Genomic DNA, 12,678 nt, shown 5'->3' with positions numbered 1-12,678 from the left:
CCTCAGCGCAAGGTCGCGGCGCTGGCGCTCGCCACCGGCACAGGCGGCGCCAGCAGCGGGCGCCCGATCCCACCGAGCATCGAGCCCGTTGCGGCCGGCAGTTCCGGCACGCGCGGCGGCGGCACGGAGGGCCGCACATGCATTGCCGTGCGCAGCAGGGCAGCCGGCTGCGACCGGTTCGCGATGTTGATCTCGCGATCGGCCTCGGGTGCCGCATCGCGCTCCGCGGCCCGGGCCTGGGCGATGGGGGCGCGGGGGAGGGAGCGCGGCACTTCGCGCGGCTCGGGCGGGCGGAGCGCCGCAACCTGCGGGGCCGATGCGGCCGCCACCCGCGCCGGCGCGGCGCGCTCGGCGGGCGGCGGGGCGGTCCGCGCCGCTGCCACCTGCACCGTGGCGCGCGGCGCCGCGGCAGGGGCAGCCGGCGCCGCCTGTGCCGTGGACGCGACCGCTGGGGTATGTGCCGCCGCGGCAGCGGCCGCCTGCGCCGCCCGTGCCGTCAGCGCGGCCGCGGCAGCATCCGTCGCCACGCCGCCCGCACCCGCCGCGGAAGCCACGGCGACCGCTGCCGGCTGCTCACCGGAATGCTCGGCAGGCGGCGGCGCGAAGAGGCTCGGCGCCCCGGCGAAGGCCACGGCGGCCGGCAGGCGGCGCTCCAGCTCGGCGGCCCGCACGAACTGGCTCGTCTGCATCACCTCCAGCGGCAGGTTGCGCGTCGCGGCGGCGCGCAGCCGCTCGGGCTCGTTCAGCAACGCCCATTCGGCGCGCAGCACCGCCGTGCGCTCCCGCGCCTGCTCGGTCTGCCGCACCGTCTCGCGCAGCGTCTTCTCCAGCTGCGAAACCTCGTGCTTCACCGAATAGAGGTGAAGGCCAGCCCCGGCCGCAGCCACGAGCGAGAGGAAGGTGAGCGGGCGGATCATGCGGCGGCACGCCTCTCGATGGCGCGCAGTCGGGCCGACCGCGCGCGTGGATTCGTCGTAGACTCTGCCATGGAAGGACGCAGAGCGGTGGTGGTCAGCAGGCGGAATTCCGCCGTTTGCGTGGCATTCGCCAGCGATGCTGGATCGTGGCGGGAAGCCCCAGGTTTCCGGCCTGCCGCGTCACGCATGAAGCGCTTCACGATCCGGTCCTCAAGGGAGTGGAAGGAGACAACGACGAGGCGCCCGCCGGGCGCCAGCAGGCGCATGGCCGCCTCCAGCCCGCGCTCCACTTCGCCGAGCTCGTCATTCACCTTCAGCCGCAGCGCCTGGAAGGAGCGCGTGGCGCTGTCCATGCCCGAGGGATCGCGCGGCATCACCATGTGGATGGCCTGCGCCAGCTGCAGCGTCGTCTCGAAAGGCGCATCGCCGCGCGCGGCGACGATCTTGCGCGCGATGCGTCGCGAATGCCGCTCCTCGCCCAGTTCCCAGAGCAGGTCGGCCAGCTCGCGCTCCGGCAGGGTGTTCACCAACTCCGCCGCGCTGGGCCCGGACTTCTCCATCCGCATGTCCAGCGGCCCGTCGGCCCGAAGCGAGAAGCCCCGCTCCGCCTGGTCGATCTGGTAGGAGGAGACGCCAAGGTCGAGCACAACCCCATCCAGCGCTTCGATCCCGCGGGCGGCCATCAGCGAGAGCATGTCGCCGAAGCGCCCCTCCACCAGGTGCAGCCGGCCGGGGAAACGGGCCACCAGCGCAGCGCCGCGCGCGATCGCATCCGGGTCGCGGTCCACCGCATAGAGGGTGCAATCGGCGCATGAGAGGATGGCCGCGCTGTAGCCGCCGCCGCCGAAGGTGCCGTCGAGATAGGTGGCGCCGTCGCGCGGGGCGAGCGTCTCCAGCACCTCGGCCAGCATCACCGGCACATGGCCGCCCTCGGTAGGATCGGGCTGCACGGAAGGGGAGGGGGAGGCGGCGCTCATGCGCGCCCCCCGGCCGGAATGGGGGAGGGAACCGTCAGCCCGCGCTCGCGGGCGCGCTGGCGGGCAGCCTCGATGCGCTTGCGGGCCGCCTCGGGCTCCCAGATCTGGAAGGAGGTGCGCAGACCCATGAAGGTCACCGCCTCGCTGAGCCCGGCATGGTCGATTAGCTCCTGCGGCAGCACCACACGGCCCTCGCCATCCGGCTTCATCGGGAAGGCATCGGCGAAGAGGCTCATCGAAAGGTCGTCATGGGCGTCGGAGAAGACGTCGAGTTGGTCGAGCCCCCCAGCCATCTTCTCGAAGGCCGGAAGCGGCCAGGCCTCGACGCAGGGATCGCGATGGGAAAGGCGAAGGACCAACTCCAGCGTGCCCAGGCGCTCTAGGGCACCGCGGAAGGCGGCCGGGACGGATACCCGCCCCTTACGGTCCAGCTTCCCGGTGAAGGTGCCCATGAAATGGGTCATCCGCTGGACGTCCGCCCCCTCGCGGTCGCACCGGGCGACGTTGGATTTCCCGGATCAAGCGGCCGGCGAGGCCCCCCGACCTCGCCGGCTCACCCGACCATCCCGCCTGCCCCTCGCCCCCCTCAGGTCCGGGCCCTTGCGGGATGACGTGGGATAACATGGGTCGAACTGGGTCAACAAGCGCGATTGCGCGTGCATTGCTAAGTGTTGCTTGACTGCAACGCTCCGCAATCCGACTGATATCAGTCGGTTACTGGGCATTCTTAAGAAAAAAGGGGAAAAAAATACCAGACGGCCTGTAAGCCGGGTTCTGTCGGCCCTTGCGGACCAGGCGACCATTCCTCTGGAGTCCCTGTTGCCAGGGACTTCTCGCGGCCAACCCGGATGGCGGGGCGGGAAGCCCCTGGCGACGGATCCTCGCGAATCCTCTCCGGCCATCCCTATTCGGCCTTGCTCCCGGTGGGGTTTGCCGTGCCGCCCCTGTCGCCAGGGGCGCGGTGGGCTCTTACCCCACCGTTTCACCCTTGCCCTTGGCGCCTTTCGGCGGCTCGGGCGGTCTCTTCTCTGTGGCACTGTCCCTGGGGTCGCCCCCGCCGGTCGTTAACCGGCACCGTCTTCCCGTGGAGCCCGGACTTTCCTCCACCGCCCCTTGCGGGACTGGCAGCGGTCGCCCGGCCGTCTGGTACGCGGGATATGCGACTCGGCCCCGCACCGGTCAAGCAGCGGTGGCCCGGTATGCCTTGCCAAGCATCCCCGGGCCGTCTTGCGCCCCAAACCCCGATTCAGGCGGGGAGTTGACAGGTGCGTGACAGCATAAGTTAATAAGTCACCCCTGCCCCTCAAGCTGGAACTCAGTGTCCAGCGCCCCCCTCACGTCAAGCCTCTGCCGGAGCAGCCCGAACTCCACCGCCTTGTCAGCGGCATCCTGCAATTCTTCCACCACCGCCGCATCGAGGGCGATGGCCCTGGTGCGCTGATTGCCGAAGGCGCGCCGGACCGCATCCTCCGGCAGCCGGGTCAGCCGCGCATTGGCCGCGGCATATTCGGGAATGTGCCGGCCCGCCCAGGCCCAGCCACGCTGCTGCCTCAGCAGCAGGTCCGCCAGCTGCGGCCGGCGGTCCCGCAACGCCTTCTCATGCGCTGCGAGGAAGCTGATCGTCGGGGTGAGGCCGGTGCCGTCCACCAGCACCCGGGCCCCGAAGCGCTCCACCTCGATGGAGACATAGGGCTCCCAGATCGCCCAGGCATCGAGCGTTCCCGAGCGGAAGGCCAGGGAGGCATCGGCCGGGCCGAGAAACACATGCTCGACCGAATCCGGCGCCAGCCCCTCGCGCTTGAGCGCCGCGCGCACCAGGAACTGCCCCCATCCGCCGCGATTGCCGGCCACCTTCTTCCCGCGCAGATCCGCGAGGCTGCGATACGGTGAATCCCCACGCACCAGAATTGCCTGGGATCGCGGCTCGGCCCGCGTCGCCGCATAGGCCCGCAGCGGCGCGCCGGAGGCGAAGACCGTCAGGAAGGCCAGATCCCCCATCGTCCCCACATCCAGCGCATTCGCCGAAAGCGCTTCGAGCAAAGGCGCCGCGGCGGGCCATTCGCTCCACTCGATCCGGTAGGGAAGGCCTGCATCGGCGCCCGAAGCCTCCAGCAGCGAGCGCAGCCCGCCTTTCTGGTTGCCCACTCGCAGGGTGGGCGGCGCGGCACGTAGCGTCGCCGGCGCCGCGAGAAGTCCGGCCGAGGCCAGAAGAAGGGAACGACGGAAATGGGATGGCTGTGTCATACCCCAATTCTGTCCCGCTCCGGCAGCGCCATGAAAGGGATGGATCTGGGCAAAGATTCGGCTGGAAGCAGTGGCTTATGCTTCGCCGGCGCCCCGTTTCAGCATGCCTGTCCGCGCCGCGTAGCGGAAGGCCGCCGCCGCCTGTGGAACGCCGCTCACCCGGCCTCGGCCAGCGCCGCCACGGACTCCAGCCGTGCCAGCGTCCCGGCATCGGCCCGCCCGCCCCATTCCTCCTGCCGCCAATGCCGCTGGAAGGCCACCAGCGCCACATCCGGCCGTGTGGGATCCACCGGATAGCCGATCCGCCGCAGCAACTCCGCCGCGCGCACCATCCCGCCCGGAACGGTGGACAGGTCCCCCCCATCCACCCCGTCCGGCCAAAGCCCGATGCCGAGCGAGGCCAGCCCCTGCCAATCGAACAATTCCCCCGGATCGCGCTTCCGGTCCGGCGCGACATCGCTATGCGCCAGCACGTTGCGCGCCGGGATGGGGTGCCGCGCCAGGATGCCGAGGCAGAGATCCGCCAGCGCCGCCATCTGCAGCGCGGGGAAGGGCCGGTACCCACAGGAATGGCCGGGATTCACCACCTCGACCCCGATGCTGCGCCCGTTGAGCAGCTCATGCCCGCGCCAGTGGGAAATCCCCGCATGGAAGGCCCGCCGCTCCTCCGGGACCAGCCGGAACACCTGCCCATCCTCCTCCACCACGTAATGGGAGGAGACGCGCGCCACCGGGTCGCGCAGCCGCTCGATCGCGGCCGCCCCCGTCTCCATATCCGTGTAGTGCAGGATCAGCATGTCCACCGGCACGTCCGGTGGCCGCTCGTCCTGGTTCGGGCTGGGAAGCTCCGTAATGGCCAGCCCGGAATCCTGCGGCACCAGCGGCAGCACGGAACTCCCTCCGCGCCGTGCGGCGGGCCGGCGGGGCAGGGGGCCTCGCCGGGCTGTCATGCGGCGGCCACCCCCGCGTTCCGCCAGGGCCGCGCGCGCGCCATCAGATCCCTCGCTCCCGCTTGATCCGGTCCCAGGCGGCATTGATGTCGGCCACCTTCCCCGTCGCCCGGCGAATCAAATCAGCCGGCATCCCCCGTGCCGTCATGCTGTCCGGGTGGTTCTCCCGCACCAGCCGCTTCCAGGTATCGCGGATCTCCTGGTCGGTGGACTTCCGCGACAGGCCCAGCACCGCATAGGGATCCGGCCCCTCCGGCACGAGCATTCCCGTGCCCGCAGGGCGCCCCTGCCGCGCCCGCTCCCAGGCGCCCGCATCCAGCCCCAGCCGCGCATGCACCAGGCCGAGGAAGGCGATCTCGGCCCGGTTCACCGGCCCATCGGCCTCGGCGATCCGGAACAGGGCCCCGAGCACATCCTCCAGCACAGTCTTCTGGTCCGCGAAGGCCACGCCCAGCCGCTGGGCGAAGGGTTCCGCCCCCTCCGCATTCTCGCGCGCCCGATCAAAAAGCTGCGCGACCTCGCTCATATTTTCGGGCGGGATGCGGAAGGCGCGCTTGAAGGCATCAATCTCCGCCCGCTTCACCGGCCCGTCGCATTTCGCCATCTTTGCCGAGAGCACCACCACCGAAACGGCGAAAAGGCTCTCGCGCGTGCCCAGCATTGCCGCGACCCGCGCGCCGTCCATGCCCGGCAGCGCACGCCCCAGCGTGCCCTCATCGGCCGCATGGCCGAGAGCGCTGCCCAACATCGCGCCCACAGGCCCGCCCATCGCGAAGCCCACCGCGCCGCCAATGATCTTGCCCCAGAAACCCAAACCGGCTGTCCCCCGAGTCGATCCAGCCTATGCCTGGATTCCACGCCCGCCGGAAGCGCCGCGCTTCCTTGCCGCACGCCTTCACCTCAAGCATGGTCCGACCGCGAGAATCGAGGGGTTCCAGCGGGAATTCCACGCGGCGGAGGTGTCTTGTTCGGAACTGGGGGCATGAGCGGAACGGCGCCGGGCTGCAACAGCCATGGCCGCGCCACCCCCGGGATGGAAGGCTGACATGCGCCGCCTCCTACTGGGCGGCGCATCCCTGGCCGCGCTCCTCCTCCTGCTGCTCGCCGCCCTCTGGGTCGCCCCGCTCTTCACTGACTGGACGGGGCGCCGTGACCAGCTCGCCGAGATCGCCTCGGCCCGTATCGGCCGCACCGTCACGCTGCATGGGCCAGTGCGCCTCCGCCTCCTGCCCCATCCGGTGGTGGAGGCCGAGGGCGTCACCCTCGGCCCGCCCAGCACGCCGGGCGGCAACAATCTCGCCTTCTCCGCCAGCTCCCTTCGCTTGCGGCTGGATGGCGGCGCCCTGCTGCTCGGCCGCATCGCCCCGCGCGAGGTCGCCATCGTCGGTGCCGAGCTGCGCCTCCCCTGGCCGCCCTCGGATGCCGCCTTCCTTCCCTATGAGCTGTCCGGCTTCTCGGCCGAGCTGGTGGACAGCCGCATCATCATCGGCGGCGTCCGGCTCGAAGCGGTCCAGGCCCGGCTGACGGCGGGCGACATCCTCCAGGGCTTGCGCGCCGACGGCCGCTTCGCCTGGGGCGGGCTGGAATGGCGCTTCGAGACCAGCCTCGGCCGCCCGGGCTATGACGGCTACACCCCGGTCGACCTCACCCTCGCCATGGGCAATGCCTCGGTCGCTGCCCGCGGCGTGCTGACGCCCGACGGCACGGTGGAGGGAAGCGTGGAGGCCTCGGGCCCCGACCTCTCCCTGCTGGTGCCGGGCCCGCCCGGCCCCTTCCGGGCGCGCGGCCGCATGACCGTCGCCGCCGATCTCCTGGCCGCCGACGAGCTGACCATCGACATCGGCGGCAGCCCGGCCCGCGGCGCCCTCACGCTCCGCCTTTCCCCGGTTCCGCGCCTCGATGCCGCACTGGTCGCCAGCCGCCTGGACCTTGATCCCTGGCTTGCGGCCCTGCGCACCCGCCGCGCCGGCATGCCCCTGGGCCTGGACCTTTCGGCGGAGGCCGCCAGCTTCCGTGGCATCCCCCTCCGCCGGCTGCGCGCCGCCGTCTCGCGTGATGCCGAGCGCCTCACCCTTTCCGATGTCTCCGCCCTGCTGCCCGGCAACACCAGTGTGGAGCTGAATGGCGCCACCGCTGGAGACCGCTTGGAAGCTGCCCTCCGCTTCTCCGGCACCGATCTGCGCGGCACGGTGGATGCGCTCGGCTTCGGCGCCGACTGGCTCGCCCCGGCGCGCTTCCGCGAGGGGGAAGGGCGTGCCCGCCTGGTTCTCGAGCCCGGCTCCATCGCCGTCCCTGAACTCTCCGCTACGCTGGACGGCACCCGCGTCTCCGGCGCGGGGGTGATGCGCTTCGGCGCCCGTCCTGCCCTCGGCCTCGGCCTCACGGTGGATACGCTGGACCTCGAAGGCTGGCTTCGCCCCGGCCTGGACTGGCCTGCCGCCAGCCGCCTGCTCGGCAGCCTCGACGCCAATCTCCGCCTCGCCGCCGAACGCGCCCGCTGGCGTGGCGCGACCCTTGAACGCGCCTCCCTCGATGCCGCGCTGGAAAACGGCCGGCTCACCCTGCGGCGCCTCGCCGGCCAGCTCGGCGGTGCCGATCTCTCCGCCTCCGGCACGGCCCTGCTCGGCACCGCCCCGCGTCTTTCCGATGCGGTGCTGGAGCTTTCCGCCCCCAATTCCCGCGCCTTGTCCGCCCTGCTTCCCGGAAGCTGGCCCGACGGCACCCGCCTGGCCAATGAGCCGCTGACCTTCCGCGCCACTGCCAACGGCGCCCCCGAGGCCCTGACCCTGCAGACCAGTGCCGAAATCGGCGAGGCCCGGCTCGAGGCCACCGGCACGCTCGACCTGCCCGGCCGCCGCGGCAACGGCAATCTTACCCTGCGCCACCCCGGTGCCCCGCGCCTGCTCTCCGACGCCTTCGGCATCGCCGCCGCCGAGTGGATCGACCAGGGCTCGCTCTCCCTTGTCACCAGCCTTTCCGCCGGTCCCCAGGGCTTCACCGCGGACCGCTTCGACCTGGTAGCCGGCTCCCTGCGCGCCAGTGGCCAGCTCGCCCTTTCCCTCGATGCCCGCCCGCGCCTCACCGGCCGCATCGCCACGGAAACCCTGGCCCTGCCCACCATCGGCTGGCGCAGCCGCGACCCGCTGCCGATCGCCGCCCTGCACGCCGCCGATGCCGAGCTGGCCCTCTCCGCCACCCGGATCGAGCCCGCCGGCCTGCCGCCGCTGAACGATCTGCGCACCCGCCTGCGCCTCACCGCCGGAACCCTGTCCCTGGAGGAGATCGAGGCCGCGCTCGACAATGGAGCCCTGCGCGGCAACGTCACGCTCGATGCCTCCGCCGACACGCCGCGCCTGGCCGTCACCGCCAATCTCCGCAACGCCACCGTCACCGGCCCGGTCCTCGGCCTGCCGCTCGACCTTGTCTCCGGCGAGGCCGATCTGGACGCCAGACTGACGGCCACCGGCAGCAGCCCCGCCACCCTCATCGCTACCCTTGCCGGAGAGGTCACGCTCAGCGCCCGCCGCGGTGCTCTTGTCGGCCTGGACGCCGCCGCGGCCGGCCGCGCTGCAACCGCGGGCGACGCCGCCGCCCTTCGGGCTGCCCTGCAGCAGGGCGAAACCGGCTTCGAGGCGCTGGCGCTCCGTGCCACATTGGCCGCCGGCCGCGCCACACTCACCGAAGGCACCGCCCGCGGCGAGGGCGTCGCCCTGACCCTGCGCGGTGAGGTCGATGTCGCCCGTTCCGCGCTCGACCTGACGGCGACCCAGAAGCCCGCCGACCCCATCCCTGATGTCGGCATCCGCCTCACCGGCCCCGCCAGTGACCCTCGCCGCGTTCCGGACCTCTCAGGCTGGCTGCGCTGGCGTGCGGAGCGCTGAGCAAGGCGACGATCGCCACATCGGTCCGGCCCGACCTATCCCCGCCCCACGACCCGCAGCGCCAGCACGCGGAGGGCCGAGGCAAGGGGAAGGGCAGGGTCGTCCCGGGCGGCGTCGGTGGTGGCGATCAGGCGCAGCAGGGGCTCCCCCCGCCGTGCCGCTTCCGCATCCAGCACCGCCCAGAATTCCGGTTCCAGCGCCACGGATGTGCGGTGCCCGGCGAGGGTGAAGGACCGCTTGACCAGATGTCCGGTCATCCGCCCCCGGCAAGCGTTGCGCCGGGGCGCGTCATCTCCTCTGGCCGCACCCAGCGGTCGAAATCCTCGGGCTTCACATGGCCCAGCTGCTCGGCCGCGTCGCGCAGGGTGAGGTTCTCGGCCAGCGCCTTCTTCCCGATCTGAACGGCCTTGTCGTAGCCGATTCTAGGGTTCAGCGCCGTCACCAGCATCAGCGACTTCGCCAGGTTCTCGGCGATGCGCGCGTGGTTAGGCTCCAGCTTGTCGACCATGTTGTGGGCGAAGCTCTCGGCGGCATCGGCCAGCAACATGGCGGATTGCAGCACGGCCTGGATGATCACGGGCTTGAAGACGTTCAGCTCCAGATGCCCCTGCGCGCCGGCGAACGTGACGGTCGTCGTGTTCCCCATCACCTGGGCGCAGACCATGGTCAGCGCCTCCGACTGCGTCGGATTGGTCTTGCCAGGCATGATGGAGGAGGAAAGCCCATCCGCCGGCACCACCAACTCGGAGAACCCCGCGCGCGGTCCGGAACCCAGCAGCCGCACGTCATTGGCGATCTTGTTCAGCGACACGGCGACCGTGTTCATCGCCCCCTGAAGGGCCACGAAGGCGTCATGCGCCATCATCCCCTCGAAGGGATTGGGGTGCGCGACGAAGGGCAGGCCGGTGAGTGCCGCCATCCGCTCGGCGAAGATGCGTGCGAAGTCGAGATGGGTGTTCAGCCCGGTCCCGGCCGCCGTCCCGCCCTGGGGCAGTCGCAGCAGGTCCGGCAACGCCGCCTTCAGCCGCGCGATGCCATATTCCACCTGCAGCGCCCAGGCCGCGAATTCCTGCCCGAGCGTGACGGGCACCGCATCCATCAGATGCGTCCGTCCCAGCTTGACGATGCCGGACCACTCCTCCGCCCGCCGCTCCAGGCTGGCCCGCAGCACTTCCAGAGCCGGCACGAGCCGGCCCGAAACCGCCTCGGCCGCTGCCACATGCATCACTGCCGGGAAGCTGTCGTTGGAGGATTGCCCCCGGTTCACATGGTCGTTCGGATGCACCGGCTTCCGCGACCCCAGCGCCTGCCCCAGCATCTGGTTGGCGCGGTTCGAGATCACCTCGTTCGCATTCATGTTCGTCTGGGTGCCTGAGCCGGTCTGCCAGACGGGGAGGGGGAAATCGGCATCCCGCCCGTTCGCCGCGATCTCCCGCGCGGCGGCGATAATCGGATCGGCAATCTCGGCGGGAAGCTCCCCCAGCGCCTTGTTGGCCTCGGCGGCCGCCTGCTTCTGCAGGCCCACGGCCCGGATCAGCGGCGGCGGAAACCGCTCCGACCCGATCCGGAACAATCGCCGGGCCCGCTCGGTCTGCGGCCCCCAAAGCCGATCGGCCGCGATCTCGATCGTGCCGAGGGAGTCGGTTTCGGTGCGGGGCTGCGCGGATTCCGTCATGGCCGGCAAGTTGGACAGCCGGCCGAACCGTGCCTAGCCCCGGAAGGCCGGTTCAATGCCACCCATCGATACGCGACCAGCGCCCAACCGGCTCCCCCGCCCTATCCAGCACCTCATAGGCCCCATAGCCACCCGCAGCCGTGAGGCAGGCATGGTTCGGATAGACCCGCACCCGCGACCCCACCGGAAAGCGGGCGAACCAGGATTCATCCGGCACGGGCACCGTCCCGTGTTCCTGATGCACGATGGTGACATGCAGCGGCAGCGCCGCCCCCGTCTCCGCATCCGCCAGCGTGCCGTAGGCCGTGCCTGGCGCGAAAGCATTGGCCGTGATGTCCTTGGACAGCGCCAGCGCCCCCGCATCCAGGATCAGCGCGCCGGCCGCCGGGCTGTGCCCGATCACGGTGGACAGCACCGAAAGTGCCAGGTCATCCCAGCCGCACATTCCGCGCGACATCTGCGCCAGGTCCCAGAACAGGGACACGCCCGCGCGCACATCCGTCACCCCATCCAGGTGCCGCGCATGCAGCAGGGTCGGGGTGGAGCCCACGGAAACCACCTCCACCGGCATTCCCGCCGCCCGGATCGCCTCGGCCGCCGAAACGGCCGCCACCCGCTCATCCTCCGCGATATCGGCGATGCGCGCGGGGTCATCCGTCCCGTAGGAATGGCCGCCATGGGTCATTACGCCAGCCAGCCGCAGGTTCCGCGAGCCATGGATGGCCCGCGCGACCGCAAGCGCCTTCTCCGGCGGTACGCCGGCGCGATGCTCACCGCTGTCCACCTCCACCAGCACCTCGCTCGGCGCCGAGGCGGCGGCATCCAGCAGCCCCGCCATCTCCGGGCTGTCCACCACCAGCAGCAGACGCCCGCCATGCTCCCGCAGCAGCGCCTCGGCGCGCGGCAGCCGGGCAGGGATCATCGTGGCCGCCAGCAGCAGGTCGCGGGATGCGCCCGCCGCCGCCAGCACCTCCGCCTCCTTCATGGTGGAAACCGTGGCCGGCCCTGCCGCCCCGCCATGGGAAAGCAGCGCGACCTCCACCGACTTCGCCGTCTTGAAATGCGGTCGGAACACCACCCCCAGCGCCGCCGCCCGCTCGCGCAGCCGCGCGGCATTGGCCTCCAGCCGCGTCCGGTCCAGCAGTAGCCGGGGCGTGTCGAGCGTGGCGAGGCTCACCGCAACTCTCCGTAGGAGGAGATTTCCACCAGGTTCCCGTCCGGGTCGCGGCAATAGACCGAGTTGATCGTCCCCAGCGCCCCCGCCTTCTCCACCGGTCCCAACTCGATCGTCACGCCGCATTCCTTGAGGTGGTTAACCACGTCCTCGGCCATCACCGTCACGATGAAGCACAGGTCGTTCCCGCCCGCCGCGGCGCCAAGGCCGGTGAACCAGTCCTCCTGCGTAGCCTCCTGCGGCCGCAGGTTGATCTTCTGCCCGCCGAAGCGCAGCGCGGTGCGGTTCTTCGGCCCGAAGCTGTCCATCTCCATCCCCAGCACACGCTGGTACCAACTCGCCATCGTCTCCACGTCCCGGCATGTGATGACCAGGTGGTCCAGTCGGTCCACGGCGAAGCGCATCAGGCGTTTCCTTCAGGGCGAGGGGTACGGAGGCGCGCGGTCGCCTCGATCTCGATCTTCATCGTAGGCGTCTGCAACCCGGCATGGATGAGGGTGGATGCGGGGCGGATATTGCCGAAATAGCGGCGCAGCACAGGCCAGCAGGGCTCCCAATCGGCCCGGTCAGGCACGATGAACAGCAACCGGACCACATCCTCCAGCCGCGCCCCGGCCTCGGCCAGGGCGGCGGAAATATTCTTCAGCGTCTGCTCGCACTGGGCCTCGACGCCGTCGGCGATGGTCATGGTCGCGTAGTCATAGCCGGTGGTGCCGGAGACGAAGACGAAGTCCCCGTCCACCACGGCGCGCGAATAGCCGATCTCCCGCTCGAAGGGGCTACCGGAGGAGATGAGGCGTCGCACCGTCTCTGCCATCCATGCTTGCGGCGCGGCTGCGCCCGCGGGGGAAATGGCAGGG

Annotated in this window: 12 protein-coding genes and 1 other RNA gene; 1 reads left to right on the top strand and 12 read right to left on the bottom strand. The window is 71.1% G+C overall.

Going from position 1 to position 12,678, the window contains the following annotated elements; genetic code table 11:
* Nucleotides 1-2 precede the first annotated feature (2 nt).
* From ftsL to GSE44_RS03985, 7 genes are all read right to left on the bottom strand, one after another.
* Nucleotides 3-917 (bottom strand): cell division protein FtsL, encoded by a 915-nt coding sequence (gene ftsL, locus GSE44_RS04015; RefSeq protein ID WP_159347505.1) that lies wholly within the window; start codon nt 915-917, stop codon nt 3-5.
* A complete protein-coding gene (gene rsmH, locus GSE44_RS04010; RefSeq protein WP_159347504.1) occupies nt 914-1,894 on the bottom strand; it encodes a 16S rRNA (cytosine(1402)-N(4))-methyltransferase RsmH in 981 nt (326 codons plus the stop codon). The genes ftsL and rsmH overlap by 4 nt, the downstream gene beginning before the upstream one ends.
* The gene (mraZ, locus tag GSE44_RS04005; protein ID WP_159347503.1) at nt 1,891-2,358 is read right to left on the bottom strand and encodes a division/cell wall cluster transcriptional repressor MraZ; all 468 of its coding nucleotides are present in this window, start codon (nt 2,356-2,358) and stop codon (nt 1,891-1,893) included. The genes rsmH and mraZ overlap by 4 nt, the downstream gene beginning before the upstream one ends.
* Before the next feature lie 283 nt (nt 2,359-2,641).
* Nucleotides 2,642-3,041, bottom strand: an RNA gene (rnpB, locus tag GSE44_RS04000) — RNase P RNA component class A.
* A gap of 143 nt (nt 3,042-3,184) precedes the next feature.
* Entirely contained in the window at nt 3,185-4,138 is a 954-nt protein-coding gene (locus GSE44_RS03995; protein ID WP_159347502.1) for an ABC transporter substrate-binding protein, read from the bottom strand.
* A gap of 155 nt (nt 4,139-4,293) precedes the next feature.
* Nucleotides 4,294-4,935: an N-acetylmuramoyl-L-alanine amidase gene (locus GSE44_RS03990; RefSeq protein WP_235924552.1), complete on the bottom strand. Its 642-nt coding sequence runs from the start codon at nt 4,933-4,935 to the stop codon at nt 4,294-4,296.
* A 196-nt stretch (nt 4,936-5,131) separates the two neighbouring features.
* Nucleotides 5,132-5,902 carry a TerB family tellurite resistance protein gene (locus tag GSE44_RS03985; protein ID WP_159347500.1) on the bottom strand — a complete coding sequence of 257 codons (771 nt, stop codon included), beginning with the start codon at nt 5,900-5,902 and terminating at the stop codon, nt 5,132-5,134.
* A gap of 232 nt (nt 5,903-6,134) precedes the next feature.
* On the opposite strand from GSE44_RS03985, the gene GSE44_RS03980 reads away from it, so the two are divergent.
* Nucleotides 6,135-8,969 carry an AsmA family protein gene (locus GSE44_RS03980; RefSeq protein WP_159347499.1) on the top strand — a complete coding sequence of 945 codons (2,835 nt, stop codon included), beginning with the start codon at nt 6,135-6,137 and terminating at the stop codon, nt 8,967-8,969.
* A 35-nt stretch (nt 8,970-9,004) separates the two neighbouring features.
* Here the strand turns inward: GSE44_RS03980 and GSE44_RS03975 are convergent, their stop codons facing one another.
* The 5 genes from GSE44_RS03975 to GSE44_RS03955 are packed head-to-tail and all read right to left on the bottom strand — an operon-like array spanning nt 9,005 to nt 12,623.
* The gene (locus GSE44_RS03975) at nt 9,005-9,226 is read right to left on the bottom strand and encodes a ribbon-helix-helix domain-containing protein (RefSeq protein WP_159347498.1); all 222 of its coding nucleotides are present in this window, start codon (nt 9,224-9,226) and stop codon (nt 9,005-9,007) included.
* Nucleotides 9,223-10,644, bottom strand: a complete 1,422-nt coding sequence (locus tag GSE44_RS03970) for a class II fumarate hydratase (protein ID WP_159347593.1) — start codon at nt 10,642-10,644, stop codon at nt 9,223-9,225. Before GSE44_RS03970 ends, GSE44_RS03975 begins: the two co-directional genes overlap by 4 nt.
* Nucleotides 10,645-10,696: 52 nt before the next feature.
* Nucleotides 10,697-11,821, bottom strand: coding sequence for an alanine racemase (locus GSE44_RS03965; protein WP_201305919.1), 1,125 nt, complete (start codon nt 11,819-11,821; stop codon nt 10,697-10,699).
* On the bottom strand, nt 11,818-12,222 hold the full coding sequence (locus GSE44_RS03960) for a VOC family protein (RefSeq protein ID WP_159347496.1): 405 nt from the start codon (nt 12,220-12,222) through the stop codon (nt 11,818-11,820). Before GSE44_RS03960 ends, GSE44_RS03965 begins: the two co-directional genes overlap by 4 nt.
* Complete coding sequence (locus GSE44_RS03955; protein ID WP_235924543.1) at nt 12,222-12,623, bottom strand: RidA family protein; 402 nt, start codon at nt 12,621-12,623, stop codon at nt 12,222-12,224. Before GSE44_RS03955 ends, GSE44_RS03960 begins: the two co-directional genes overlap by 1 nt.
* Between the last annotated feature and the right edge of the window lie 55 nt (nt 12,624-12,678).

This window comes from Muricoccus harenae, assembly GCF_009848505.1.
In the GTDB taxonomy this organism is placed as follows: Bacteria; Pseudomonadota; Alphaproteobacteria; order Acetobacterales; family Acetobacteraceae; genus Roseomonas; species Roseomonas harenae.
The sequence above is the reverse complement of the archived record's forward strand: the minus strand, read 5'-3'. Positions and strand labels throughout refer to the sequence as shown.

Coding starts and splice junctions, on each gene's coding strand:
- rsmH (WP_159347504.1), bottom strand. CDS start 1,894: ATGAGCGCCGCCTCCCCCTCCCCTTCCGTGCAGCCCGATCCTACCGAG.
- GSE44_RS03990 (WP_235924552.1), bottom strand. CDS start 4,935: ATGCTGATCCTGCACTACACGGATATGGAGACGGGGGCGGCCGCGATC.
- ftsL (WP_159347505.1), bottom strand. CDS start 917: ATGATCCGCCCGCTCACCTTCCTCTCGCTCGTGGCTGCGGCCGGGGCT.
- GSE44_RS03980 (WP_159347499.1), top strand. CDS start 6,135: ATGCGCCGCCTCCTACTGGGCGGCGCATCCCTGGCCGCGCTCCTCCTC.
- GSE44_RS03970 (WP_159347593.1), bottom strand. CDS start 10,644: ATGACGGAATCCGCGCAGCCCCGCACCGAAACCGACTCCCTCGGCACG.
- GSE44_RS03975 (WP_159347498.1), bottom strand. CDS start 9,226: ATGACCGGACATCTGGTCAAGCGGTCCTTCACCCTCGCCGGGCACCGC.
- GSE44_RS03960 (WP_159347496.1), bottom strand. CDS start 12,222: ATGCGCTTCGCCGTGGACCGACTGGACCACCTGGTCATCACATGCCGG.
- mraZ (WP_159347503.1), bottom strand. CDS start 2,358: ATGACCCATTTCATGGGCACCTTCACCGGGAAGCTGGACCGTAAGGGG.
- GSE44_RS03995 (WP_159347502.1), bottom strand. CDS start 4,138: ATGACACAGCCATCCCATTTCCGTCGTTCCCTTCTTCTGGCCTCGGCC.